We start from the raw sequence: 25,552 nt of genomic DNA, 5'->3' as shown, positions 1-25,552 counted from the left end.
GCCCGGCGTCAGTCCGGCCGGCCCGCCAGGCTGTGCAGGCAGGCGACCAGGCTGCGCGCCTCGACGTTGACGTAGTGGCTGTGGCGCAGCAGCCCGACGAGCTGGTGAAGGGTCAGCCACCGATAGTCGGGGCCCGGGTCGGGCGCGTACCCGGCGTCCACCTCGATGATCGTGTAGCGGTTGCGGGCGTGGTAGAACCGGCCGCCCTCCTCCGACAGCACGCTCGAGAACCGGACCCGCCCGGGCGGCGCGGACAGCACGTCGTCCAGGAAGGGCGGCCGCGCCGCGTCCGGCAGCCAGGCGTAGTTGCCGGGCGTGCACCGGACGGTCGGGCCGAGCTCGAGGACGTCGAGGTAGCCGGGCTGGACGCCGGCGTGGACCAGCGCGTGCAGCACGCCGTCCACCTGCTTCACCAGGAACGCGTTGACGCCGATCCCGATCGGCTCCACCAGCGGCTGGTGCCAGTGCGAGACCTCGCGGTGCCCGCTCCGCACACCGGCCCCGATCACCCGGAAGAACAGGCCGGACTCGTGCTCGATCGCGTCCTCGCCGCGGTGCCACAGCTCGGCCTCGCGCAGCGGCACGCGGTGCGCCAGCACCTCGTGCCGGCTGCGGGACTCGGTGATCCAGCTCAGGATGTCGCCGATGCCGTGCAGCCCCGCGAACTCCTCGCTGCAGGAGCGCAGTACCGACTGCCGGAACTCCTGGTCGCGGAACGGCGAGGACGCCGACAGGCCGACGCCCGAGAACGGCAGGCACGACAGCACCGTGCGGGCGTCCATGTTGACGACCGTGTCGTCCGCCAGCAGCCGGTGGAGCTGGCCGAGCGTCAGCCACGCGAAGCCGTCCAGCGGCTCCACCTCGTCGTCGGTCTCGACGATGATGTTGCGGTTGCGCTTCTGGAAGAACCAGGCGCCCTGCTCCGACTGGAGCACGTCGGCGATCACGCGGTGGCGGCGGGTGTCGCGGAAATAGTCGAGATAGGGGACCGGGCCGCCCTGGTGCACGCGCATGTAGTTGCTCCGCGTCGCCTGGACGGTGGGGGAGATCTCCACTCCCTCGGGGTTTCCGGGCTCGTTCTTGGCCTGCATGAGGAAGTGCAGGACGCCGTCGATCTCCTTGGCGAGGATGCCGAGGATGCCGATCTCGGGTTGCAGCAGGATCGGCTGCGTCCACGCGGGGACCGCCGCGCCGGGGACCTCGGCCGACAGGCCCGTCACCGTGAAGAACCGGCCGCTGTCGTGGCGGATGTCGCCGGTGGCGGGGTCGATGCCCCAGCGCTCCAGCCGGTCCAGCGGCACCCGGTCGACCCGTGCGACGTCGCCGCGGCGGCGCTCGGCGAACCACGCCCGGACCTGCGCCTCGGTCAGCACCCCGCCGGCGGCCTGCGCCGACTCGGCGATCCGCACGGCCCTCCGGTGGTCGGTCGTCAACGCCGTGATGATCCCCGACATCGCTCCTCCTGGAAATGGTCGCGGCAAGGACTCCAATATGCCGATGCCGCTCCATTCCCAGGTGCCGCACAGGAATTGACAGGGGGTGTTCAGGGGGGTCGTCCGGGGGCGATTAGGCCATGTCAGGGGTAACGCGGCCGCAGGGCGTGCCTAGCCTCGTCCTGAATCGATGAATTCGTCAAAAGGAGAGGCGTGCCGGTGAATTCGGGACCGTTGAGAATCGGCGTCCTCGGCTGTGCGGACATCGCCTGGCGGCGGGCCCTTCCCGCGCTGGCGGCCCATCCGGACGTCCGGGTGACCGCGATCGCCAGCCGCGACCCGGCCAAGGCGGCGCGCTTCGCCGGGCGGTTCGGCGGCGCGCCGGTGCACGGCTACGAGGCGCTGCTGGACCGCGCGGACGTCGACGCGGTGTACGTGCCGCTGCCGGTCCACCTGCACGCCGAGTGGGTCGGGCGGGCCCTGCGGTCCGGCCGCCACGTGCTGGCGGAGAAGCCGCTCACGGCGTCCGCGGTGGAGACCGAGGCGCTCGTCGCGCTCGCCGCCTCGCGCGGGCTGGCGCTGCTGGAGAACTTCATGTTCCTGTGCCATTCCCAGCACGCCCGGATCCGCGAGCTGGTCGCGCAGGGCGCCATCGGGGAGCCGCGCACGCTCACCGCCGAGTTCGCGTTCCCGCCGCCGGCCGGCGGCCGCAACCTCTACGACCCGGGCCTCGGCGGGGGCGCGCTGGCCGAGGTCGGCGTCTACCCGCTGCGCGCCGCGCTCCTGCACCTCGGGTCCGCTCTGGACGTGCTCGGCGTGCACCTGCGGGTCGACGAGGCGCGCGGCGTGGACGTGGCGGGCGCGGCCCTGCTGGCCGACCCGTCCGGCCGCACCGCCCACCTGACCTGGGGCGTCGAGCACGCCTACCGGTCGCGGTACGCGCTGTGGGGGAGCGCGGGACGGGCCGAGCTGACCTGGGCCTTCACGCCGTCGGCGGCGCACCGCCCGGTCGTGCGGATCGAGCGCCAGGACCATGTCGAGGAGCTGACGCTGCCCGCCGAGGACCACTTCGCCGGCGCGGTCGCGTCCTTCGTCGGCCGGGTCCGCGACGGTGTGCCCTCCGTCCTGGAGGGCGAGGCGGTGGTGGAGCAGGCGCGGCTGGTGGACCGGGTGCGCCGGCACGCCGCCGACGCGGGCGGGCCGGTCAGACCAGCGGTTCCCACCAGCGCCGGTTCTCCCGGTACCAGGTGACGGTCGCGGCCAGCCCCTCGGGGAAGGGGGTCTGCGGCTCGTAGCCCAGCTCCGCGCGGATCCTGGCGTCGTCGACCGCGTACCGCCGGTCGTGCCCCTTGCGGTCGGGGACGCGCTCGACCCTGTCCCAACCCGTTCCGGTCGCCTCGAGGAGGAGGCCGGTGAGCTCCCGGTTCGTCAGGGACGTCCCGCCGCCGATGTTGTAGACCTCGCCCGGCACCCCCTTGGTGCGCACCAGCTCCAGGGCGCGCGCGTGGTCGTCGACGTGCAGCCAGTCCCGCACGTTCAGGCCGTCGCCGTACAGCGGGACGCGCCGCCCGTCCAGCAGCCGCGTCACGAACAGCGGGATGATCTTCTCCGGGTGGTGGTACGGGCCGTAGTTGTTGGAGCAACGCGTCACCCGCACGTCCAGGCCGTGGGTGCGGTGGTAGGACAGCGCGAGCAGGTCGGCGGCGGCCTTGGACGCCGCGTAGGGCGAGTTGGGGCTGAGCGGCGCGGTCTCCGGCGTCGCACCCGCGTCCACCGACCCGTACACCTCGTCGGTGGACACGTGCACGAACGTCCCGAGGCCCGAGCCGAGCGCCGCGTCCAGCAGCGTGCCCGTCCCGAGGACGTTGGTGCGCACGAACGCGTCGGCCGCCGCGATCGACCGGTCCACATGGGACTCGGCCGCGAAGTGCACGACCTCGTCGTGCTCGGCGACCAGCCGGCCCGCGAGCGCGGCGTCGCAGATGTCGCCGTGCACGAACCGGAAGCCGGGGTGGTCCTCGACGGCGGCCAGGTTGGCGCGGTTGCCCGCGTAGGTGAGCGCGTCCAGCACGGTGACCGACACGTCCCCCGGGCCGTCGGGGCCGAGGAGGCGCCGGACGTAGTGCGACCCGATGAAGCCCGCACCGCCGGTGACCAGGATCCTCGTCATGCGATCCGCACCCGGCTGTAGTCGCCCAGGACGAGGCGGTGGGCGGCCCGTGTGCGCGCGGCGGGGGTGACCTCGACGGCGCGGCCCACCAGGGACGCCTCGATGGGCCGCACGCCCTGGATGGTGGACCCGTCGAGCACGATGGAGTACTCGATCTCGCTGTCCTCGACGCGGACGCCGTCGCCGATGGAGGTGAACGGGCCGATGTAGGAGTCCACGATCCGGGCGCCGGTGCCGATGATCGCCGGGCCGACGATCCGGGTCCCCTTCACGATCGCGCCGGAGGCGATGCGCACCCGTCCGATGATCTCGGTGTCGCCGTCGACCTCGCCCTCGACGCCGTGCTCCAGCCCCTCCAGGACGGTGCGGTTGGCCTCCAGCATGTCGTCGACGTTCCCGGTGTCCTTCCAGTACCCCGTGATGACCGTCGACCGCACGTCCAGGCCCGCGTCCAGCAGCCACTGGACGGCGTCGCTGATCTCCAGCTCGCCCCGCGCGGACGGCGCGATCGCGCGGACGGCGCGGTGGATCGCCGGGCCGAACAGGTACACCCCGACGAGCGCCAGGTCGCTCTTCGGGCGCTGCGGCTTCTCCTCGATGCCGACGATCCGCCCGTCCGGCCCGAGTTCGGCGACGCCGAAGCGGCCCGGGTCGGGCACCTCGGTGAGCAGCAGCCGGGCGTCGGCCGGGCTCGCGCGGAACCCGGCGACGATGTCGGCGATGCCGCCGACGATGAAGTTGTCGCCGAGGAAGAGCAGGAAGTCCTCGTCGCCGAGGAAGTCGCGCGCGATGAGGACCCCGTGCGCCAGGCCGAGCGGTGCCTCCTGCCGCAGGTAGGTGACGCGCAGGCCGAAGCGCGAGCCGTCGCCGACCGCCCGCCGGATCTCGGCTTCCGTCTCGCCGACGACGATGCCGACCTCGGTGATCCCGGCTTCGGCGATGGCCTCCAGCCCGTAGAAGAGGACCGGCTTGTTCCCGACGGGCACGAGCTGTTTCGCGGACGTGTGCGTGATGGGGCGCAGCCGTGTTCCGGACCCGCCCGAGAGGACCAGGGCTTTCATGGTGCCCATCGTCGGGGGCGGCTCCGATGCCCCGGCCCCTGACGTCCGGCCCGGAACCCCTAGAAGGCCGGGCGGATTCCCCATTTAAACGGTAGGGACAATTGACTCCAGGTTCGGGCCGGTGATTCGCTGCGACTGCTCCCGTTCCATCCCCTCGACCCCTTGGAGGCCCGTCCGATGACCGCGACGACCGGTGGTGCCGTGTACGCCGACCCTGTGGACCTGGACAAGCACGGTGTCTACGGGGCGACCGCGCTGAAGGTGGAGAACGGCGGCTGGAACCGGCCGCGGTACCCGTTCCAGGGGCGCATCACCGCCGACGGCTCCAGCGGGTACAAGGCCGAGCTGGGGCGCTACCACCTGTACGTCTCGCACCGCTGCCCCTGGGCGCACCGCACCGCGATCGTCCGGATCCTCAAGGGGCTGCAGGACGTCGTTTCGCTCTCCTACGTCGATGACGAGCGCGACGGGCGGGGCTGGGCGTTCCGGGAGAAGCGCGGCGCCGACCCGGTCAACGGCTTCCGGTTCCTGCGCGAGGCCTACGAGGCGACCGAGCCCGGCTACGAGGGACACGTGTCGGTGCCCGTCCTGTGGGACCGCGAGACGGGCCGGATCGTCAGCAACAACTTCTTCGACATCACCATCGACCTCGGCACCCAGTTCGAGGCGTACGGCGACCCCGGCGTCCACCTGTACCCCGAGGAGTTGCGCGGCGACATCGACGAGCTGAACGAGTATATCTACGTCAACTTCAACGACGGCAACTACCGGGTCGCCGGCGCCGCCTCCGACGAGGCCTACGCCGACCTGCGCGGCCGCGTGATCGCCGCGCTGGAGCGGCTGGACGAGCGGCTGGCCACCCGGCGCTTCCTGTTCGGCGACTCGGTCACCGAGTCCGACGTGCGCTTCTGGGTGACGCTGGCGCGCTTCGACCTCACCTACAACCCGTTCGCCAAGATCAGCGAACGGCGGCTGGTCGACTTCCCGAACCTGTGGCCCTACGCCCGCGACCTCTACACGCTTCCCGCCTTCCGCGACACCACCGACTTCAGCGCGTTCACCCACCTCGGCCCGCCGTTCCTCGACCCGGCCGTGACCCGCATCGACGTCGAACCCCACCGGGCCGACTGGGACGAACCGCAGGACCGCCACCGCCTCGCCGCCTGAGCGGCGCGGAACGGACCCGCCCCCCGACGGGCGAACGGAGGAGCTTCGAGTGCGGGTCATGTTCACCGTGTCCTCACAGGCGACCCACTACTCGGCGATGGTCCCGCTCGGCTGGGCGCTGCAGGCGGCGGGCCACGAGGTACGGGTCCTGTGCACGCCCGACCAGACGGCGCCGGTCGGCCGGACGGGCCTGCTCCCGGTGGCCGTGCTCGACGGCATGAAGGTCATCACCCGGCTCCGGTTGCAGGCCCACCGGGAGGCCGTCGAAGGGAAGCGGCCCTACCCGTGGCCGCCCCCGCACCCCCTCACCGGGGAACCCCTGAGCGATCTCGCCGACTTCGACGCCGCCGGCTTCCAGAACGACATCGCCCCCGTCCTGGCGGAGCGGGCCGCGCGCGGCTTCGACGCGGCCGTCGCGTTCGCCCGCGCTTGGCGGCCCGACCTGGTCCTTCACGATCCGGGCAGCCTGGAGGGGCTGCTGGCGGCCCGCGTCACGGGCGTGCCGGCGGCGCTGTGCCTGTGGGGCCCGGTCGGCACCCGCGAACCCGACCACATGCGGATCGTCCCGACCGACCACAGCGGGTCCTTCCCGCGCCACGGCCAGGGCGAGTTCGACCTGGACATGATCGAACGCGTCCTGGACCCCTGCCCGCCGTCGCTGGCGCCGCCGACCACGGCCGAGCGCGTGCGCTTCGGCTACGTCCCCTTCAACGGGACCGCGCCGGTCCCGGCGTGGGCGCTCGAGCCGCCCGCGCCCCGGCGCCCGCGCGTCTGCGTGACGTGGTCGACGGCCCTGACCGCGACAGCGGGACCCGGCTCCTACCTGCTCCCGGCCATCCTTCAGGCGGTGGACGGCCTCGGCTGCGAAGTGATCGTCCTGGCCACCCCCGCGGACGCGGCCGCCCTCGGCCCGGTGCCCGACGGCGTCCGCGTCGCCGAGAACGCGCCTTTGCGGGCCGTCCTGCCGGGCGCTTCCGCCGTGATCCACCACGGCGGAAGCGGGAGCGCCATGACCGCGCTGTGGGCGGGCGTCCCGCAGCTGACCACCACGTTCGCTTCCGAGCAGGCGGCCACCGGCCGCCGCATAGCCGCCGCCGGCGCGGGCCGCCACCTACCGGGTCACGAGGCCGGTCCGCACGCGGTGCGGGAGGCCCTCCACGACCTCCTCACCGACACCACCTATCGCAACGCCGCCGCCGGTCTGCGCAAGGAGATGCTGGCCCAGCCGACCCCGGCCCAATGCGTCGGCACCCTGGAGCACATCGCGGCACTCGGTGTCCGGCCCGGTGCGCGTCAGGCGGGCACGGGCGGGGCGCCGCCGCCGGGGATCGTGCTGAGCAGCCGGTCCCATTCGGGATAGGCCGCCAGCTTCTTCCGGTGCATCGCGACGATCCGGTCGTCCAGGTCCGGGTCGGCGTCGTCCGACATCCGGACCTGCGTGAGCCGCGCCAGGTGCGGCAGGATCTCGAAGTCGCCTTCGAGATGCACGGGGTCGTACATGTAGCGGTCGAGCGCGTCGAGGTCGTCCAACGCGACGCAGTATCCGTGCGTATAGCCCTCCGCGGGGTCGCCCAAGTCCGCTCCGACGAACGAGAACGACGTCGACTCCACCTGCGACGTACGCCTCATCGCCGCGAGCACGGACTCCTTCCGCTCGGGCGTGGTGCCCGCCTTGAAGCTGAAACGCAGCATCAGAACGATCATTCCGTCTCTCCCTCATACGTTGCGATCACGACCGTAGGACGGCGGAGCGAGACGGCCAATGCGTCACGGTCTCGCTTTCATACGTGATCGTCTTTCCGGCTAGCCTCGGCGCGTGGACGTGCTCAGCGACGTGATCGCCGTCATGCGCACCGGAGAGCCCCGTTCCGCCCGCGTGGAACGGCACGCCCCCTGGGGGCAGCGGTTCCGGCTGCCGCCCGGGACCGCCGGCTTCGAAGTCGTGCTCGCCGGCTCCTACTGGCTGGTCCCAGCGGACGCCGACCCGATCGCCCTCGGCACCGGGGACGTGCTGTTCCTCCCGCACGGAGGCGAGTACGGCGTGACCGACGCCCCGACCACGCGGTTCCTCGATCTCCCGTCCCACGCTCAGGAGCCTGCCGGCCGGGACGCCTCCGTCCGGCCGAGCGCGGTGGTGCTGTGCGGCGCCTACCGGCTCGACGCCGACCGCGGGCACCCCCTGCTGGACGAACTGCCCGGCGTCGTCCACATCCCCGCCGGCGTCGGCCGCCACACGCGCCTGCGCGCCGCGGTCGACCTGCTCGGCGCCGAACTGCAGGAGCCCCGCCCGGGCGCCGCCGCAGTGGTGCCCTCGCTTCTGGACACGCTGCTCGTCTACGTCCTGCGCACCTGGCTGGACGAGCAGCCGGCATGCGGCGGGACCACCGGATGGGCCGCCGCCCTGGCCGATCCGGCGGTGAGCGCGGCTCTCGACGCGATCCACGACGACCCCGCCCGGCCCTGGACGGTCGCGGAACTGGCCGCCCGCGCGGGGCTGTCACGGGCGGCGTTCGCGCGGCGGTTCGCCTCGCTCGTCGGCCGCCCGCCGCTGGCGTACCTGACCTGGTGGCGCCTGACCGTGGCGGCCCGGCTGCTCCGCGACTCCGACGCACCCCTCGCCGCGGTCGCCGAACGCGTCGGCTACGGCTCCGAATACGCCTTCGCGAACGCCTTCAAACGCGCCTTCACCATCGCCCCCGGCCACTACCGCCGAAAATAACGATAGGAGCGGCGGTTCGCCGACGTCACGCGATAAAACAGACCGCACTCTCATTGTGGGGCCCAAGCCGTTTCCCCACTCACCGGGGAGCGGCCATTTTCGTGCCCTTGCGTGCTCTCCAGGTCTGGTGATCTTCAAATGCGTGCGTGGAGGGGTGGTGACAGCGGTCTGGCTGCGTGGAGTGGGTACGCCCTACGGTACGTCGCATCAGCGGCGAGACCGTACGCCACATGGTGTCCGGCACCTACGGCGGCGGCACCGGCCTGGTCGTCCTCACGGACCAGCGGCTGCTGTTCGTCAAGGACGGATGGGTGTCGAAGACCACCGAGGACTTCCCCCTCGACAAGATCTCGTCCGTGCAGTGGTCGAGCGGGCCGCTGACGGGGAAACTGACCGTCTTCGCGTCCGGTAACAAGGCCGAGATCATCAACGTCGGCAAGCAGGGTGGGAAGGTCATCGCCGACACGATCCGCGAGCGCCTCGCGTCCGGGCCCGCCTACCCGCCGACCGCGCCCGTCCAGCAGGCACCGGCGGCACCCGCACCGTCCTTTGCCTGCCGAGATCCACGTCCGTACAGGTGAGAGGCGTAGGACGTGGCGGGCTTTGACGGCACTGACGCCCCCATCCGGCGGGCGGTTGAGTAACGGCAGCTGCTTGGTGAGGGATCAGCGGCGACCGCGTCGGGAGTGCAGGAGCCTTTCGGCGACTAGGAAGCCTGAGCCGGCGCCGAGACCGGGGCCGGGGTGGGTGGAGGCGCCGATGTGCCACAGGTCCGGGACGCCGGTCGCGTGGCCGGTGCCCGACGACAGGGGCCGCCACAGGGCGTACTGGTCGATCCGGCAATCGCCGCCGTAGGGGTCGCCGCCGACCAGGTTGACGTTCATCTCCTCCAGTTCGGCAGGGCCCAGCACCAGACGGTCGGTCAGAGCCGAGTCCAGGTTCGTGATGTGGGGACGGAGGAGGCCGAGGATCCTGTCGGCGTAGGCGTCACGCAGCCGTGGCGTCCAGGTGCCGTCGCCGGGGTCGATGACGCCGGCTGCGTCGCCGCGGACGTGGCGGGGCAGTTCTTGGAGTTGGAGCCACAGCAGGCCCTTGCCCTCGGGGACGCGGCCCGGGTCGATGGTGGCGGGCTGGCCGACGGCGATGGTCGGCCGTTCGGGCAGCAGACCGCGCCAGGCGGCGTTCACCGACCCCGACAGGGAGTCCAGGTCGTCCAGGACGTGCACGAGAGCGACGTCCTCCAGCACCGGGTCGCTCCACCGGGGCCGCTCGCTGAGGGCCAGATGGATCTGCATGGCGGCACGGCCGTGCCGGAAAGCTCGGGCCGCCTGTACACGATCCGCAGGAGCGGCACCGTTCAATAGCCCTTCGTACAGGGCGCGTGGGGTGACCGAGGCGAGGACGGCGCGGCGGGCGTGCAGCATGCGTCCGTCCGCGAGCCGTACACCGGTGGCGCGGCCTTGCTCCACGAGAATCCGGGTGACATCGGCACCGGTGAGGAGCTCACCGCCGGCATCGGTGACGATTGCGGCCAGCGCTTCGACGAGGCGGACGCCGCCGCCTTCGGGGACGGGCATGCCGCCGGTGGCGACGGCCGCGGCGATGACCTTGGTGATGAACGCGGATGCGGCGTCGTCGGGGCCGAGGCCGCTGTGCAGTGCCCAGGGAGCCAGCATCGCGCGGGTGACGGGCGAGGAGAACGTCCGCTCCAGCCAGGGCCGTGCGGGCTCGAGGACTTCCGCGCCGGTCGCGACCAGGCCCCGGCGGCCGAGGCGCCGCAGCGCCCGCCAGCCGAGCCGCAGCGCACCGGGGCGCCAGAAATCGGCACCGAGCAGGCCGAACGCCAGGTCGATCTTGCCGCCGAACTCGGCCGTCATCGCCGACCAGTTCTCGGCGTCACCGACGGAGCTCAAGGTGGCGGTGAGCGCGTCGGAGTCCGTCGAAAGGACGGCCGCCCCATCGCGGCAAGCGACGCCGGTGGGGTTCGCGGTATCGTGGTAGACGACGCCGCGGCGGGCCAGCTCGTCGGCGAGGGCGGCGTAGGCGGGCCCTCCGAGGAACAGAGGGTGCCAGCTCGACAGCAGTTCCACGGTGTAGCCGGGGAAGACCTCCCGGCTGGTATGGATGGCGCCGCCGAGCCGGTCCTCGCGCTCGCATATCGCCACGCGCCAGCCGCCGCGCGCGAGCTGCGCGGCGGCGACGAGGGCGTTGATGCCACTGCCGATGACGACGGCGTCGAATGCATTTATGGGCGGGGCGCCGCCGTTTTGCTCCATAGGTGTCTCCTTCATAGGCGACAGGTACCCAGAATGTGGACGCCCGTGCGACCCCGGCGGCGCGCAGTGGCCGGGGGCTGGGCGCGGCCGTCGGACGACGCCCTCGCGCGGTCACCGCGTCCGGTCAGCGGGGGCGGATGGAACCACCGCCAGCCCCCCGAACAGCCAGAACCCGCCCGTCAAGGAGCGGTTCACCATGACCGTCTTCCGGCTCAGTCTGACCGTCGCCGAGCCGTTTCCCGAGGCCCGCATCGCCGTCATCACCGCGAAGTCCGCTGGGCGCGAGGTCTTCGGCCTCGGCGCCGCAGACATCCGTCTCGCTTGGCCTCTTGTGCGTCAGTCCGGTAGCCAGTGCAGCTCGTGCGCCAGGGTTTTGGCGACGGCACGGATGCGGCGGTGCAGTGGCGACTGCTCGCGCGGGAGGACCAGGTGGATCGTCAGGCTGGGCGCGCCCCGTAGCGGTCGCCAGGTGAGACCGGCCGGTTGTGTCGTGACCGCGGCTTCTCCGGACGGGGCGAGGGTGACCCCGTCGCGCAGGTCACGCTGAGACATGTCGAAAGAGACTGCGGGCGTCTGGAATCGGGGGTGCGGTCGGGTGTCTCGGAACAGTGCGGACATCTGATCATGGATCACGGGGTTGGCCGTACGGTCCGGGAGCCGCAGCGGATACGCGGCCGCGTCGGCGATCTCGATCTCCGGCTGGTCGGCGAGCGGATGGTGCTGCGCCAGCTGGACCCCGATGCGCTGACGCCGCAGCAGGAACCGGCGCACGCCACGGCCCGGCTGTTCGCCGCGGGTGATCCCGGCATCGATGCGGCCGTCGGCGACCGCGGGGGTGATCTCCGGTGTCGCCATCGGGACCGCGCCGACCTCGAGTCCGCTGTTGCCGCGGATCAGCCTGTCCACCAGGGCCGGTGCCGTCTCGGCCCCGGTGCTGAGGCTGTATCCGATGCGCAGCGTGCCCAGTTCACCTGCCGCCGCGCTCCGGGCGGTGTCCCATGCCCGGTCCAGCGCCGCCAGCGCGGGCGGCGCGGACTCCGCCAGAGCCGCACCGGCCGCGGTCAGGACGACGCTACGCGTGTTGCGGACCAGCAGGGCCGTACCGAGTTCCGCCTCCAATCGGCGCATCCGGGCGCTGAGCGCGGGCTGTGCGATACCGATCCGTGCCGCCGCGCGGGTGAAGTTCAACTCCTCCGCCAGCACCAGGAAGTACCGCAGGCTCACCGTATCCGGCGCCACGTGCCCTCCCCGCCGATTGATAACGATCCGTTCTGAGTCTATCCCGTACCGGTCTTTCCCTCGGCCGCACATCAAGCCCTAACCTGCGCATATGACGGTTCAACCGACCGCGGTAACCGTCGCCGGGATCGATCGATCCGAGTGTCAATTCGAAGTCGGACGTGTCCGGCCGAACACAGGAGGTTTCCATGGCCAAGGGCTACTGGGTCAGTGTCTACCCCGCCATTTCCGACCCCGAGAGGCTGACTTCCTACAACAAGCTGGCCCGTCAGGCCGTCCAGGCTGGGGGCGGGCGCACCCTGTCCCGTGGCGGTCGAGTCGTCGCCCACGAGGCCGGAATCAAGGAACGCGTCGTTCTGGTCGAGTTCGACAGCTTTGAACAGGCCGTCGCGACATACGAGAGCGAGGCATACCAGAAGGCGCTGGTCGCCCTCCCCGACGGCTTCGAGCGCGACTTCCGCATCGTCGAAGGCGTCGACTGAGCGAACCTGACGAGATCGCCCACCTGAACCTCCGAAGAAGACAACGGCAGAGCGGAATCCTTAAGGAGTACGAACTTCCGCTTGACCTGCGCGGAGGTAGTTCTCCGCGACTGCAGAGCCGCCGGTCCGCCGTGTCCGTTCTCGTTTGCTCCGGTCGGCGCCGGGCAGCCCCGACATAGGGGTGATCAATATGACCGAGTTCGCCCGGACCGCGGACTTGGACATCGGCTACGAGGTGAGCGGCCCAGAGGACGGGACGCCCTTGGTGGCCGTCCACGGCTGGCCAGACGATCCACATTGCTGGAGCGGGTTGCTGCCGGCTTGGCATGACGCCAGGTACCGGGTGTACCGGCCGTACCTGCGGGGCTTCGGACCGACCCGTTTCCGCTCTGACCAGAAGATGCGCAGCGGGCAGATCGGTGCGCTCGGGCACGACCTGGCCTGCTTCCTGGAGGCCCTCGACCTCGATCAGGTCCTGCTGGTCGGACACGACTGGGGCGCTCGAGCCGGCTACGTGGTCGGAGCGCTGTTTCCCCAGCGGGTCGCCCGCCTGGTGGCGATGTCCGCCGGGTACGCCACCAACCGGGCCGATGCGCAGCTGAGCTGGCCGCTCACCCACGCCTACTGGTACGAGTGGTTCGTTGCCACCGAACGCGGCCGGCGCGCGATGCATGAAGACCGCCGCTCGTTCGCCCGGTACCTGTGGCGCTCCTGGAGCCCGGGATGGGAGTTCCAAGAGGCGGAATTCGCCCAGGCGGCGGACGCCTGGGACAACGACGACTGGCCGCGCATCACCACGCACGCCTACCTGCACCGCTGGGGCGAAGCCCAAGGCGACCCTGTCTACGACGACATCGAGCGGCGCCTGCTCGAACCCGCCCCCGTGCAGGTGCCGACGCTGGTCCTGCACGGCGCCCGCGACGGCGACAACCTGCCCGAGACCTCCGACGACAAGAGCGCGCTGTTCAACGCTGAATACGAACGGATCGTCCTGCCTGACGTCGGGCACTTCCCGCCCCGCGAGACACCCGACCAGGTAGCCGACCTGATCTCCCGCCACCCAGGCGACGGGTGAGAGCCGTCATGGTCAGTGCTCCGGCGAGCAGGATGATTCCGGGGATGCGGGGCGCTACCGGTCAGAAGTGACCCTTTGCGAACGATGGATGATCATTTGCGGTTCGGCGGGTAGGGGCGGGACGTCAGTGATCGTCATGCCGTAGTGGAGGGACTGCCATGCCGTACGGATCTGCCGCCACCGGCGGAACGCTCGCCTATACCGGGTTCGCGATGGGTCATGTCTGGCTGGCCGCGACCGGCCTGGGCCTGGTGCTGGTCGGCACGGTCCTCGTGAGGCTCGGGTTCCGGCGCGGGCGTGGGCCGCTTGAACGCTGAGTTCCGGGCACCGTCCGCGCGGTACGCGCCGCCGCGGACCAGGATCGTGCTGGCGGCGCTGCCGCTGGCCGGGTTCGCCGCCTGGGCCGCGGCCCGTCTCGTCGCGATCGTCACCACCTTCCGGACGCCGTTCCAGGCGACCTGCGTGGCCTGGAAGGTGTCGTTCCTCGCGCTGTGGTGGCTCCCGGTCTCGTGGCTGGAGCGCCCGTACCGGGCGTCCGGTGAGAAACGGTCGGAACTCGACGAGCTGACCGTGACCGTCCAGGTCCCCGTCTACAACGAGGACCCGGTCGCGCTGCGGGCCTGCCTGCGGTCGGTGCTGGAGCAGAGCCGGCGAGTGGACCGCGTCCGCATCGTCGACGACGGCTCGGTGGACGCCGCCGGAAACCCCGTCACCTACGACGACGTGCGCCGCGACTTCGAGACGGCCGCGTCCGCGCTCGGCATCGACACGTCCTGGGACCGCACCCCGAACCGGGGCAAGCGGTTCGCGCAGATGCACGCCCTGGCCGGGGACGACGCCGACGTCTTCGTCACGCTCGACAGCGACTCCGTCCTCGACCGGCACGCCGTCCGGGAGGGCCTGCTGCCGTTCGCGGACCCGCGCGTGCAGTCGGTGGGCGGGCACGTCCTGGTCCTCAACCGGACGGCGAGCCTGCTGACCCGCATGACGTGCGTGCTGTACCTGCCCTTCACCCGCGGCGTGCGCAGCGCCCAGTCGGTGCTGCGGCGGGTGACCATCAACTCCGGGACGCTGGCCTTCTACCGGGGCGGCGTGGTCCGGCGCGCCGCCGGCGTGTACGAGCACGAGCGGTTCGCCGGCCGGCCGATGCAGATGAACGACGACTCCATGCTCACGTTCTACGCGCTCCTTGCCGGCGACACCGTCCACCAGCCGAGCTCGATGGCGTTCACGCTGGTCCCCGAACGGCTCGACCACTACCTGAAGCAGCAGCTCCGCTGGATGCGCGGGACCACCGTCCGGCATCTGTGGTGGCTGCGGTACATGCCGGTGACCGGCGCCGTGTTCTGGATGACGGTGAGCGAGTACCTGCACCTGGTGCTGGCACTGCTCCTGCCGGTCACGTTGCTCATCGACCCCTACTACCGGGAGCACCTCGGCTCGATAGCGTCGTCGGGTTTGCAGGTGGGGATTGTTCTGAGCTACCTGTCGGCTTTGCGCATCTTCGTCGTCCGGCGCAGTGACGAGTCCGCCTGGTCGCGTGCGGCGCTGTTCGCCTGCACGCCGCTGATCGCGCTGTGGCGACTGTTCGTCCTGCGGCCGCTGTACTTGTACGCGGTGTGCACCTGCCGCCGGGTCAGCCACTGGGGGACCCGGCAGGCGGTCGAAGTCTCCCTCGGGAATCCTGTGACCGCGTCCTCCTTTCAGGAGGGCCGAGGCCGCGAGGAGGCCCCGACCGGTGCTCCGCAGCAGCAGCCCGGCAGATGACGACGTCCTACCTACCTGGCCGATCCAACCGCCACTGGGGCGCCAGCGGGATGGAACGTCCCGTGGCTAGAGCCAGCCGTTGCGCCTGGCCTTCTGGATCGCCTCGATGCGGTTGCGCGCGCCGGTCTTCTGGATGATCCCCGACAGGTAGTTGCGGACCGTGTTCTCCGACAGGCTCAGCAGCTCGGCGATGTCCGCGGCGGTGGCGCCGTGGTCGGCCGCCGCCAGCACCTCGAGCTCGCGTTCGGTGAGCGGGTTCGGGCCGACCGCCAGCGCGGTGGTCGCGAGCTCGGGGTCGATCACCCGCTCGCCCGCCAGCACCCGCCGGATCGCGCCCGCGAGCTCGTGCCCGGGACTGTCCTTGACCAGGAAGCCCGCGGCACCGGCGTCCATCGCCCGGCGCACGTAGCCGGGACGGCCGAACGTGGTGACGATCAGCACCCGGCAGGTGGGCAGCCGCTCGTGCAGGTCGGTGATGACGTCCAGGCCGCTGCGGCCGGGAAGCTCGATGTCGACCACCGCGACGTCGGGCCGGGTCTCCAGCGCGCGCGGCACGACGTCGTCGCCGCGGTCGGTCTCGGCGACGACCTCGAGGTCCTCCTCCAGGTTCAGCAGCAGCACCAGGGCGTCGCGCATCATGCCCTGGTCCTCGGCGAGCAGCACACGGATCATGCCTTCTCCTTGACCGGGCGGTGCGCGGGGAGCGTGGCGCGAAGGCGGAAGCCGCCGCCGCGACGGGAGGACGCCTGCACGATACCGTCGGTGGCCGCCAGGCGCTCGCGCAGCCCGCGCAGCCCGTTGCCGGACGGCTCCTCGCCGTCCCGGGCGCCCCTCCCGTCGTCGCGGATCTCCACCGACAGCTCGTGGTCGTCGTTGCGGACGTCGATCTCGCAGCGCCCGGCGCCGCTGTGCCGGATGACGTTGGTGACGCCCTCCCGGATCACCCAGCCGAGGAGGGTGTCGGCGTCGGCGGGCAGCGCGGTGCCCGACTGGCGGATGACGCACTCGATCCCGGCGTCGCGCAGCGTCTCGAACGACTTGTCCAGCTCGGCGGCGACGCCGGACTCGCGGTAGCCGGTGACCGCCTCGCGCACCTCGCGCAGCGCCTCCCGGCCGATCTCCTCGATGTCGCCGGCGAAGCGCTCGGCGACGCCCGGATCGCGGGGCGCGACGCGGCGGATGCCCTCGGCCTTGACGACGATGACCGACAGCGTGTGGCCGAGCAGGTCGTGCAGGTCGCGGGAGAACCGGAGCCGTTCCTCGACCACCGCGTGCCGGGCGAGTTCCTCGCGGGCGTCGCGCAGCTCGTTGATGACCGCCATGAGCCTGGTCAGGATCGCCACCACGATGCCCGCCGACAGGCTGCCGTACCAGAGGGTGAAGACGTCGCCGCCCTGCCACCAGGCCATGAGGGCCGCGACGCCGGACACCGCGCCGACGACGATGGGCGGCAGGAAGTAGCGCCACGGGACGATGAGCCCGCAGGCGATCGACAGCAGCGCGAACAGCGGATCGGTGTCGGGGCCGAACCCGGCGTTCATCGCGACGGTCAGCGCGGCGAGCGCCACGAGCGCGACCAGCGCCGGGACCTGCGCCTGGCGGCGCAGGTGCAGGTGGATCGCCACCACGTCCAGCACGGCGAACGCGGTCAGCCCGAGGCCCGCCAGCCAGGTGGGCTGCAGATCGCCGTCCAGCACGCCGGAGGCCGTGCCGGTGGCGATGACGAGCCAGAAGTAGAACGGGAGGGGAGTGAGCTGGGTGTCGAACTGCTCGTGTGACGGGGCCTTGCCGCTCACCTTCACCGTCGTGTCGCTCCCTGCGGAATCGGTCCGGAAGGGGCGTGCGTGCCCGTTCAGAACTCTGCCCCAATCACGTCGCCCGCGCATCCTTTCGGCTCCGGCGGGTCAGGCGCGGCGGCCGGTGCGCCGGTAGGCGAACAGGGCCAGCGCCATCAGCGCGACGGTCCAGGCGGCGAGGGCGCCGATGTCGAGCGCGTGCGGGGCCCTGTCCCAGCCGACGCTGCGCGGGATCTCGGCGTAGCTGTAGACGGGCGTGATCTTGGAGACGACCTGCAGCCAGCCGGGGAAGTCGGAGACCTCGATCCACAGCCCGCCGATCATGGACATGCCGACGAAGAGGGCGAGGCCGATCGCCTGGGCCTGCTGCGGGGCGCACAGGTAGCCGATGCCGAGGCCGAGCAGGGCGACCGGCGCGATGCCGATCCAGAGCAGGGCGGCCACCCCGGCCCACTGCGCGACGCTCAGGTCCACGCCCTTGACCGCGCCGGCGGCGCACACGATCGCGATCGGCGGCAGCGACAGCGCCATCGCGCACAGGCCGCGCGCCACCACGACCTTGGCGGGTCCGAGCGGGAGCAGCCGCAGCTGGCGCAGCCAGCCGCGCGCCCGGTCGTCGGCGATGCCGGTGCCGCTGTTCAGCGTGATGCCCACCGCGCCGAAGCCGGCCATGCCGACCATGAGCTGGACGAGGTCGTGGTTGGTCGCCTCGTCGCCGAGGCTGGAGAAGAGCAGGAACATGCCGACCGGCAGCAGCACGCTCACGAGCACGTAGCTGCTGTCACGGACGAGCCTGCGCAGTTCGAGCCAGAGATAGGGGAACATGGCGCTCTTTCGGGTTCGCGCGATCATCGGTCTGTCGGGGGTCATGTCGACGGTATTGATCTGCGGGCCGCCGCCAGTAGAGGAGAAAATCAGGTTCTCGACCTGACACATGCACTAGGCGATCGCCGTACCGGGCGGTCTCGGCTGCCCGGCGGTCTCCGCTAGCCGGCCGTCTCCTCCAGCAGCGAGACGAGGGCGGCGGGGGACGGGAGCCCGCTCATCTCGTCGGCGATCCGGGCCGCCGCCTGCCGGTGGCCGGGATCCTCCAGCAGCCTGGTGAGGGCCTTGCCGATCGCCTCCGGGTCGCGGCGGGCGCCGGGGTCGCTGATCGCGAGGCCCAGGCCGCGGTCCTCGACCAGCTCGGCGGTGGCGCCCAGGAACGGCTCGTCCTGCGGCACCACCAGCTGCGGCAGCCCGTGGTGCAGCGCCGTCAGCGTCAGGCCGCCGCCGCCGTGATGCACCATGAGGTCGCAGGCCCCGGCCAGCAGGCCGACCGGGGTCCGGTCGATCACGTGCACCGCGGCGGGGACGTCGCCGAGGTCGCCGTGCCGTTCGGCCGGGAACGGCAGCACGGCCGTCGCACCGGCGGCGGCCACGGCCTCGCCGACGGCGCGGACGACCGCGGCCCGGTCGCCGTCCTGCCCGACGGCCTGGCTGCCCCACATGCCGAGGCAGATGCACACCCTCGGCGTGGTGCGGGGTTCGAGGGTCCAGGGCGGCAGGGTTCCGGTGCCGTTGTAGGGGACGAACCGCACCGACCGGGCGGGCGCGGCGGCGGGGTCGCGCAGGCTCGGCGGGCACGGGTCGATGACCACGCCCGGGTCGGGGAAGGCGTCCACGCCGTACTCGGCGCACAGCCCGGCGAGCGCGGTCCTGGCCCGTTCGTGCAGAACCGTGGTCACGGTGTCGGGCCCCCACCGGTGGACGGCCGTGGGGACGCCCAGCGCCTCTCCGACGATCAGACCGCCGAACTCCACCGGGTCGGTCACCACCAGATCCGGGCGGACGTCGCGCGCCAGGGCCAGGAACCCGTCGAGGTAGCCGCGCAGCCGCTTCTCCCAGCGCCGTCCGGCCCGCTCCCAGTGGCCCTCACCGGGCGCGCCGGGTCCGGTCACCGCGGGTCGCGCGATCGCGCCCGGGCGGGCGAGCCGGGCGACCTCGTTCTCCTCCGGGCCGATCGGACGGGTGAGCAGGCCCGCCTCGCGCGCGGCGGCCGTCACCTCGGGCATACCGCAGACCAGGACGTCGTGGCCGGCGGCTCGCAGTCCCCAGGCCAGCGGGACCATCGGCATCAGGTGGCTCGGCACCAGCGCAGTGAGAAGGACTCGCATCGCGTTCTCTGCCTTTCGTCTTTCGAAGGTGGTCGGCGGCGGGTGGCCGGCGGCGGGCCGCCTGTTCGGGCCGCCTGTGGCTCGTCACCGGCGGGTCGCCAGCTTCTCCAGGTCGTCGACCAGCTCGTCCATGGGCGGCGAGGCGAGGATCCGGCGGCTCATGGCGCGTGCCCGGTCGCGGTACGCCGGGTCGGACAGCAGGGTCCGGACGGCCGCGCCGATGGTGGCGGGCGTGGCGCCGGGACCGGGTACCGACAAGCCCACCCCGAGCTCCGCGCAGCGCGCCGCCGCGTGGGGCTGGTCGTCGTACATCGGCGTGACCAGCAGCGGGACGCCCGCCGTGAGACCCTCCCGGATGCCGCTGAAGCCGCCGTGGGTCACGAACACGTCGCACATCGGGAGCAGCCGCGGCTGCGGCAGCCAGGAATCGACGAGGCGCACGTGCGGCGGCACCGCGCCGAAGGCGTCCAGGTCCCGGTCGAGACCGACCGACACGATCGCCGAGCACTCGATGTCGCCGAGCGCCGCGACGACGGAGGTGAGCACCTCGTCGGACTGCCACGGCATCGACTGGGCGATCGTCCCGATCGAGGCGTACACGACCGGCCGCCCGGCGGGCAGCTCGGCGAGCCAGCCGGGGACGCGCTCGTCCTGCCGTTCGGGGGCGGTCTGCCGGTAGCAGCGCAGGGTCTCGGAGGCCAGGTCGCCGCGCACGTACTCGCGCGGCAGCAGGCTCGCCAGCAGGTACCGGTAGCAGGTCAGCTCCGAGGGGTCGGGCGGCAGGCCGAGCTCGGCGCGCAACCCGTTCAGCGGGTCGCGCACGACGTCCGGCGGCAGCAGGTGCGTGGACCCGCCGGCGATCCCCGCGTGCGGGACGCCGAGGGCCTCGGCCACCAGGTAGCCCGCCATGTCCTCGCCCTCGCGGACGACGAGGTCCGGCCGCCAGGACCCGGTGACCTCCAGCAGGTCGCGGGCCATGTCCAGGGCGGGGCGGCCCAGGACGCAGTCATGGGTCAGCACCCGTTCGTAGGCGGCCTGGTCGCGGGTGACCAGCGTGGGGGCCAGCGCCAGGACCGTGTCGCGGTTCTCGCCCCAGTCGTAGCCCGCCTCGAAGAAGCGCAGGCCGTAGCGGGCGGTCTCCGCGCGCATGCTCGCCGCGGAGGCGACGGCGACCTCGTGCCCCCGCCGGGCCGCGGCCTGGGCGGCGGGGACGACCAGCCGGAGATGGGAGACCGCGGCGTGCACGGTGAACAGAATCCGCATGGTCGGATCGTGCCGGGGCGGCCACGAGGCCCGCTCGAGCCGGAGCGGGCTGCACGGGGCTTCCAGCGCGGCTCGAGGACGGCCGCCCAGCATGGACGCACGCCGGGACACTACGGAGAAGGAGCTTCGGTGCGCTGGGAATCGGTCTACCTCGCGGGCCTGGGGACCTGGCTTCCCCGCCCGGTTCCGGTACGGGACGCCGTCGACGCCGGTGTGATCGGTCCGGAATGGATCGACGACTACGGCTACGAGTCGGTGCTGGTCGCCGAGGACGTCGCGCCCCCCGACATGGCGGTCGAGGCCGCGCAGACCGCGGTGAAGCGCTCGGGGGCCGCCCCGGAGGACTTCTCGCTGATCCTGCACGGCAGCACGTGGTTCCAGGGGCTCGACATCTGGCCTGCCGCCTCCTACATCGCGGGCCGCACGATCGGCGACAACGTGCCCGGCTTCGACGTGCAGCAGCGGTGCAGCGTCGGCGTGAGCGCGCTGGAGCTGGCCGCGAGCCAGCTGGCGACGGGCGTCCGGCCGGGGCACGCCGCCCTCGTCACCACCGCGGACCGGTTCGGTCCGGCCGGGGTGACCCGGTGGACGCTCCGGCCCGGCGTCGCCTACGCGGACGGCGCCACCGCGACGGTGCTGTCGACGCGCGGCGGGTTCGCCCGGCTGCTGTCGACCTCGACCATCGCCGACAACACCCTGGAGGGCCTCGCGCGCGGGTCGGAGCCGTTCACCGCCGTCTCGACGGCGGCCGGACGCACGATCCTGCTCGAGGAACGCGCCGAACAGTACCGGAAGGCGCACGACGAGTCGGAGATCTCGCTGCGGCAGGCGCGCGCGATGTTCAAGGTGAAGCTCGAGGCGCTGTCCCACGCCGGGGTGGAGATGGACGACATCTCCTACATCATCATCCCGGGCACCGGCCGCGCGAAGGGCGAGTTCCAGCTCCACGACGTGCTCGGCGTCCCGGAGGAACGGACCACCTGGGCCTTCGCCAAACGCACAGGTCACGTCGGTACGGGCGACTACTGCGCGGCGCTGGAGCACCTGGTCGTGACCGGCGCCGTCGGCGAGGGCGACCGGGTGATGCTCTACGGCATCGGAGCCGGGTTCACCTGCTCGGCGGCCGTCGTCGAGCTGCTGGAAACACCGGGGTGGTAGGCGGATGAGATCAGTGGCCGACACTCATACGCACGACCTGGTGCACCACCTGCCGGCATCGGCGGTCGCGCAGCGGCCGGAGGCCCCGGCCGTCACCGACGCTCACGGCACCTGGACCTACGCCGAGCTCGACGCGCGCTCGGCCGCGTTCGCGACGTGGCTCGGGGAACGGGGCGTGGCCCGCGGCGACCGGGTGCTGTCCCGGATCGGGAACGTCCGCGAGTTCGTCGCGATGCTGTTCGGCACGCTCCGGCACGGCGCGGTGTTCGTGCCGATCGGCGCCGGAATGAAGGCCTACCACCTGAACGCGGTGCTCGAGGACTGCGCGCCCGCGCTGGTCGTCGCGGCCGAGAACGACGGCGGCGTACCGCCGGGCCCGCACGTCCACATGCTGGAGAAGCTCTGGCCGGAGGTCGAGGAGATCGCGCTGGGCGGGCCGGAGGAGCCGGAACCGGCGCGCCCCGAGGTGTCGCCGGACGAGCTGGGCCTGCTCATCTACACCTCCGGCAGCACGGCCGCGCCGAAGGGCGTGATGAGCCCGCACCGGGCGATCACCTTCGCGGCGGCCGCGATCGCCGAACGGCTGCGCTACCGGTCCGGCGACGTGGTCCTGACGGCGATCCCGCTGTCCTTCGACTACGGCCTCTACCAGGTCTTCCTCTCGGTGCAGGCGGGCGCGCACCTGGTCCTGTCCGGCCCGGACGAGCACGTGCGGCTGCCCGCGCTGATGCGCGCACACGGCGCGACGGTCGTGCCGGTGGTGCCGTCCCTGGCCGAGATGCTGATCCGGCTGGTCGGGCGCGGCTCCGCCGAGCCGCCCGCGGTGCGGCTGTTCACCAACACCGGCGCGGCGCTCACACCGCCGCTCGCGGCGCGCCTGCGCGCGGCGTTCCCGACCGCGAGCATCGCCCTGATGTACGGGACCACCGAGTGCAAGCGCACCACGATCATGGAACCGGACGGCGATCTGGACAGGCCGCACGCGCTCGGCCGTCCGCTGACCGGGACCCGGGTGACGATCCTCGGGGAGGACGGCCGGCCGGTGCCCGCGGGGGAGACCGGGGAGATCGTGGTCTCCGGCCCGCACGTGATGGACGGCTACTGGAACGCGCCCGAGCTCACGGCCGAGCGGTTCCGGCGCGACCCGGAGACGGGCGAGCGGCGGCTGCACAGCGGCGACTACGGCCGGCTGGACGCCGACGGCCACCTGTACTTCGAGGGCCGCCGCGACGACCTGTTCAAGCGCCGCGGCGTCCGCATGTCCTGCCAGGAGATCGAGGCGGCGGCGGTGGACGTGCCGGGCGTGGAGGCCGCCGCCGTGCTGCCGCCCGCGGACGGGCACGACCTGACGGTGTTCGCGGTGACCGGCCTGCCCGCCGCGGACGTCCTGGCCGGGCTGGCCGAGCGCCTCGAGGACGCCAAGGTCCCGGCGGACTGCCGCCCGGTGGCCGGGCTGCCCCTGACCCCCAACGGCAAGACCGACAAGCGACGGCTCACCGAGCTGCTCGGGTGAGCCGTCGCTTGTCGTTGACGAGAGCACCGGCGTTGACGAGAGACCCGGCGTGACGAGAGGGAGACCATGACCGACAGGGAGACCCTGGCCGACAGGGAGACGCCGGCCGGCGACGCGCTCGACGAGCGGTTCGTCGAGTTGCTGCGGGGGGTGCTGCCCGCCGCCAAGCGGGCCGAGCCCATCACGCCCGACCTGGATCTCAAGGCCGCCGGGCTCGACTCGATGGCCACGATCGAGCTGCTGCTGCGCCTGGAGAACGCGTACCGGGTGACGCTGCCGGACTCGGCGCTGAACGGGCGGACCTTCGCCACGCCGGCCGCCGTGTGGGCGGCGGTGGAGGAACAGCGCGAGGCCTGATCCGGAAAGCCGGACCAGGTTGGGAAGGCCGAGGCTGAGAAGGGCGAGGCCGAAGGGGCCCGGCCGCCGTTCAGGCGGACCGGGCCCCTTCGACGTCGAGCGCGGCGGTGAAGACCTCCACCGCGCGCTCCAGCGGCCCCTCGATATCGGGGTCGAGGGTGATCCCGCCGTCCCTGCCGACGGTGACCAGCCGCTGGTGCACGAACACGCCGCGGACGATGTGGTCGGCGCCCATGGCGACCAGCACGGGCCGCAGCGCGTAGTCGAGGACCAGGACGTGCGCCATCGAGCCGCCGGTCGCCAGGGGCAGGATCGGCTTGCCCTGCAGCGCGTGGCGCGGCAGCACGTCCAGGAGGCTCTTCAGCAGGCCCGAGTAGGCGCCCTGGTAGATGGGCGTGGCGATGACCAGGCCCGCCGCGCGTTCCACCGCGGCGACGACCGAGCCGATCACCGGGTGGGCCGCGTCGCCTGCCAGCAGCGCCGCGGGCGGCAGCTCGCGGGCCGCGGTCGTGCGGGTGTGGAAGCCCTGCCCGGCGACGCGCCCGGTCACGTATCCGGCGACGGAGGCCGTGAGGGACGTGCGCGACGGGCTGCCGACGATCGTGAGGACCTCCGGCGCCGCCGCGTGCCCGTTCTCGAGCGCCGGGGCGGCCACGTCCGTCCGTCTCATCGGGCGACCCTGTCCCGGACCTCCGCCAGGCGCTCCAGCCCGTCCAGCACTTGCCGCGGCTCGTCCACGAAGTCGACCAGGCAGGCCAGCTCGTCCGCGCCGGACTCCATGAGCCGCCGCGCCGTGGCGGCGCACGTCCCGACCGAGCCGATGAGGGAGTTGCCGTCGAGGTAGCGGTTGACGCCGAGCTCGGCCAGCCGCGCGCGGGCGTCCTCCGCCGACATGAAGTCGCGGCCCTCGCGCCCGCCGCTCATCCCGCCGCCCGCGCTCACCGCGGCCGACTCCAGGTCGATGGCGGTGAGCAGGTAGCGCTTCAGCGCCGGGACCGCGACGGCACGGGCCGCCTCGTCGGTCTCGCCGACGTAGGTGTGCATCATGACGGTGACCTTGCCGCGGTCGTGACCGGCGGCGCGGCGCGCCTCCCGGTACATGCCGATCTTCTCGCGCAGCGCCTCGGGGTCCTGGTTCTCCAGGTGCGTGAGGACGTTGGTGCCGAGCGCGCCCGCCTGCCGGAACGTCTCCGGGCTGCGGGACGCGGTGATCCACAGCTCCGGCTCCGCGCTGACCGGCCGGGGGAAGATGCGCAGCTCGACCTGCTCGCCGCGCGGGTTCTCGCCCTTCCACCCGCCGGTCCGCCAGGCCTCCCGGATCGCGCCGATGTCGTCGATCATCCGCTGCCGGCGGGTCTCGAACGCGCCGGGGGCGAGCACGAAGTCGTTGACGTTCCAGCCGGAGCCGACCGACATCGCCGCGCGCCCGCCCGACATGGCGTCCACCATCGCGAAGTCCTCGACCACCCGGATGACGGGGTGCATCGGCGTGATGACGCTGCCGGCCCGGATCTGGACCCGCTCGGTCACCGCGGCGATGGCCGCCGAGGTCACCGCCGGGTTGGGGAAGGCGCCGCCGAAGCGGTGAAAGTGGCGTTCGGGCGTGGAGACGAACCCGAAGCCGAGCCGGTCGGCGCCGCGGGCGCAGTCGAGCATGAGCCGGTACGTCTCGGCCGCCGACGCGCCGACGGCGGCGAAGAAGAAGACGCCGAACCCGAGGCCGGGCCCGGCCGCCTGCCCCTCTGGCTGCTCCATGAGATCCGCTCCTCACTCGCCCGCGCGACACACGGCGCGGCACGGTCGTCCGCCTCGTCCCGGCCAGTGTCGGGGGCCGGGTTCGAACGCCGCTAGAGGAGGCGGCCAGCCCGGTCGTCACCCGTCTGACCTGGGTCGATTCCGGTCGCGGCCGGTGGCCGGCCG

At 72.4% G+C, this 25,552-nt stretch carries 25 protein-coding genes; 12 read left to right on the top strand and 13 right to left on the bottom strand.

Annotated features, from left to right (window positions below; genetic code table 11):
- Positions 1–8: 8 nt before the first annotated feature.
- The gene (locus AB0C78_RS03820) at positions 9–1,454 is read right to left on the bottom strand and encodes an NDP-hexose 2,3-dehydratase family protein (protein ID WP_360741303.1); all 1,446 of its coding nucleotides are present in this window, start codon (positions 1,452–1,454) and stop codon (positions 9–11) included.
- A gap of 192 nt (positions 1,455–1,646) precedes the next feature.
- Between AB0C78_RS03820 and AB0C78_RS03815 the strand changes: the two genes are divergently transcribed.
- A complete protein-coding gene (locus AB0C78_RS03815; protein WP_360741301.1) occupies positions 1,647–2,684 on the top strand; it encodes a Gfo/Idh/MocA family oxidoreductase in 1,038 nt (345 codons plus the stop codon).
- Here the strand turns inward: AB0C78_RS03815 and rfbB are convergent.
- On the bottom strand, positions 2,638–3,603 hold the full coding sequence (gene rfbB / locus AB0C78_RS03810; RefSeq protein WP_360741299.1) for a dTDP-glucose 4,6-dehydratase: 966 nt from the start codon (positions 3,601–3,603) through the stop codon (positions 2,638–2,640). The two genes, AB0C78_RS03815 and rfbB, sit on opposite strands and share 47 nt — an antisense overlap.
- A complete protein-coding gene (locus AB0C78_RS03805; RefSeq protein ID WP_360741297.1) occupies positions 3,600–4,664 on the bottom strand; it encodes a glucose-1-phosphate thymidylyltransferase in 1,065 nt (354 codons plus the stop codon). Before AB0C78_RS03805 ends, rfbB begins: the two co-directional genes overlap by 4 nt.
- A gap of 177 nt (positions 4,665–4,841) precedes the next feature.
- Between AB0C78_RS03805 and AB0C78_RS03800 the strand changes: the two genes are divergently transcribed.
- Together AB0C78_RS03800 and AB0C78_RS03795 are read left to right on the top strand one after the other, a co-directional pair.
- Positions 4,842–5,831 (top strand): glutathione S-transferase C-terminal domain-containing protein, encoded by a 990-nt coding sequence (locus tag AB0C78_RS03800; RefSeq protein ID WP_360741295.1) that lies wholly within the window; start codon positions 4,842–4,844, stop codon positions 5,829–5,831.
- A 58-nt stretch (positions 5,832–5,889) separates the two neighbouring features.
- Entirely contained in the window at positions 5,890–7,191 is a 1,302-nt protein-coding gene (locus AB0C78_RS03795; protein WP_360741386.1) for a nucleotide disphospho-sugar-binding domain-containing protein, read from the top strand.
- On the opposite strand, the gene AB0C78_RS03790 is transcribed toward AB0C78_RS03795, so the two are convergent.
- Positions 7,125–7,535 (bottom strand): Dabb family protein, encoded by a 411-nt coding sequence (locus tag AB0C78_RS03790; protein WP_360741293.1) that lies wholly within the window; start codon positions 7,533–7,535, stop codon positions 7,125–7,127. The two genes, AB0C78_RS03795 and AB0C78_RS03790, sit on opposite strands and share 67 nt — an antisense overlap.
- A gap of 112 nt (positions 7,536–7,647) precedes the next feature.
- Here AB0C78_RS03790 and AB0C78_RS03785 point away from each other — a divergent pair, with 112 nt between their 5' ends.
- Complete coding sequence (locus AB0C78_RS03785; protein ID WP_360741291.1) at positions 7,648–8,550, top strand: AraC family transcriptional regulator; 903 nt, start codon at positions 7,648–7,650, stop codon at positions 8,548–8,550.
- A gap of 176 nt (positions 8,551–8,726) precedes the next feature.
- Positions 8,727–9,131: a PH domain-containing protein gene (locus AB0C78_RS03780; RefSeq protein WP_360741289.1), complete on the top strand. Its 405-nt coding sequence runs from the start codon at positions 8,727–8,729 to the stop codon at positions 9,129–9,131.
- An 84-nt stretch (positions 9,132–9,215) separates the two neighbouring features.
- On the opposite strand, the gene AB0C78_RS03775 is transcribed toward AB0C78_RS03780, so the two are convergent.
- Together AB0C78_RS03775 and AB0C78_RS03770 are read right to left on the bottom strand one after the other, a co-directional pair.
- The gene (locus AB0C78_RS03775) at positions 9,216–10,826 is read right to left on the bottom strand and encodes an NAD(P)/FAD-dependent oxidoreductase (RefSeq protein WP_360741287.1); all 1,611 of its coding nucleotides are present in this window, start codon (positions 10,824–10,826) and stop codon (positions 9,216–9,218) included.
- Between the two features lie 336 nt (positions 10,827–11,162).
- A complete protein-coding gene (locus AB0C78_RS03770; RefSeq protein WP_360741285.1) occupies positions 11,163–12,065 on the bottom strand; it encodes a LysR family transcriptional regulator in 903 nt (300 codons plus the stop codon).
- A gap of 188 nt (positions 12,066–12,253) precedes the next feature.
- On the opposite strand from AB0C78_RS03770, the gene AB0C78_RS03765 reads away from it, so the two are divergent.
- The 4 genes from AB0C78_RS03765 (at position 12,254) to AB0C78_RS03750 (ending at position 15,389) form a co-directional block, all read left to right on the top strand.
- Positions 12,254–12,547 (top strand): DUF1330 domain-containing protein, encoded by a 294-nt coding sequence (locus AB0C78_RS03765; RefSeq protein WP_360741283.1) that lies wholly within the window; start codon positions 12,254–12,256, stop codon positions 12,545–12,547.
- A gap of 190 nt (positions 12,548–12,737) precedes the next feature.
- A complete protein-coding gene (locus AB0C78_RS03760; RefSeq protein WP_360741281.1) occupies positions 12,738–13,622 on the top strand; it encodes an alpha/beta hydrolase in 885 nt (294 codons plus the stop codon).
- Between the two features lie 158 nt (positions 13,623–13,780).
- Positions 13,781–13,939 carry a hypothetical protein gene (locus tag AB0C78_RS03755; RefSeq protein ID WP_192808812.1) on the top strand — a complete coding sequence of 53 codons (159 nt, stop codon included), beginning with the start codon at positions 13,781–13,783 and terminating at the stop codon, positions 13,937–13,939.
- Entirely contained in the window at positions 13,929–15,389 is a 1,461-nt protein-coding gene (locus AB0C78_RS03750) for a glycosyltransferase family 2 protein (protein WP_360741279.1), read from the top strand. The genes AB0C78_RS03755 and AB0C78_RS03750 overlap by 11 nt, the downstream gene beginning before the upstream one ends.
- A 66-nt stretch (positions 15,390–15,455) precedes the next feature.
- On the opposite strand, the gene AB0C78_RS03745 is transcribed toward AB0C78_RS03750, so the two are convergent.
- From AB0C78_RS03745 to AB0C78_RS03725, 5 genes are all read right to left on the bottom strand, one after another.
- Entirely contained in the window at positions 15,456–16,061 is a 606-nt protein-coding gene (locus AB0C78_RS03745; RefSeq protein ID WP_360741277.1) for a response regulator transcription factor, read from the bottom strand.
- Positions 16,058–17,185 (bottom strand): sensor histidine kinase, encoded by a 1,128-nt coding sequence (locus AB0C78_RS03740; RefSeq protein ID WP_360741275.1) that lies wholly within the window; start codon positions 17,183–17,185, stop codon positions 16,058–16,060. The genes AB0C78_RS03745 and AB0C78_RS03740 overlap by 4 nt, the downstream gene beginning before the upstream one ends.
- 108 nt (positions 17,186–17,293) lie before the next feature.
- Positions 17,294–18,010 (bottom strand): ABC transporter permease, encoded by a 717-nt coding sequence (locus tag AB0C78_RS03735; protein ID WP_360741273.1) that lies wholly within the window; start codon positions 18,008–18,010, stop codon positions 17,294–17,296.
- Between the two features lie 161 nt (positions 18,011–18,171).
- Positions 18,172–19,341, bottom strand: coding sequence for a nucleotide disphospho-sugar-binding domain-containing protein (locus tag AB0C78_RS03730; RefSeq protein ID WP_360741271.1), 1,170 nt, complete (start codon positions 19,339–19,341; stop codon positions 18,172–18,174).
- Between the two features lie 84 nt (positions 19,342–19,425).
- Positions 19,426–20,604, bottom strand: coding sequence for a glycosyltransferase (locus AB0C78_RS03725; RefSeq protein ID WP_360741269.1), 1,179 nt, complete (start codon positions 20,602–20,604; stop codon positions 19,426–19,428).
- Between the two features lie 129 nt (positions 20,605–20,733).
- On the opposite strand from AB0C78_RS03725, the gene AB0C78_RS03720 reads away from it, so the two are divergent.
- From AB0C78_RS03720 to AB0C78_RS03710, 3 genes are all read left to right on the top strand, one after another.
- Entirely contained in the window at positions 20,734–21,762 is a 1,029-nt protein-coding gene (locus AB0C78_RS03720; protein ID WP_360741267.1) for a ketoacyl-ACP synthase III family protein, read from the top strand.
- Positions 21,763–21,775: 13 nt separating this feature from the next.
- Positions 21,776–23,275, top strand: a complete 1,500-nt coding sequence (locus AB0C78_RS03715; RefSeq protein ID WP_360741265.1) for an AMP-binding protein — start codon at positions 21,776–21,778, stop codon at positions 23,273–23,275.
- Positions 23,276–23,341: 66 nt separating this feature from the next.
- On the top strand, positions 23,342–23,632 hold the full coding sequence (locus tag AB0C78_RS03710) for a phosphopantetheine-binding protein (RefSeq protein WP_360741263.1): 291 nt from the start codon (positions 23,342–23,344) through the stop codon (positions 23,630–23,632).
- 70 nt (positions 23,633–23,702) lie between these two features.
- Here AB0C78_RS03710 and ssuE read toward each other — a convergent pair whose 3' ends face one another.
- Positions 23,703–24,302: an NADPH-dependent FMN reductase gene (gene ssuE / locus AB0C78_RS03705; protein ID WP_360741261.1), complete on the bottom strand. Its 600-nt coding sequence runs from the start codon at positions 24,300–24,302 to the stop codon at positions 23,703–23,705.
- Entirely contained in the window at positions 24,299–25,387 is a 1,089-nt protein-coding gene (locus AB0C78_RS03700) for a MupA/Atu3671 family FMN-dependent luciferase-like monooxygenase (protein WP_360741259.1), read from the bottom strand. The genes ssuE and AB0C78_RS03700 overlap by 4 nt, the downstream gene beginning before the upstream one ends.
- Positions 25,388–25,552: the final 165 nt, after the last annotated feature.

The organism is Actinomadura sp. NPDC048394 (genome assembly GCF_040651755.1).
Classification (GTDB): Bacteria; Actinomycetota; Actinomycetes; order Streptosporangiales; family Streptosporangiaceae; genus Spirillospora; species Spirillospora montaniterrae.
This window is presented reverse-complemented; position numbering and strand designations above follow the sequence as displayed.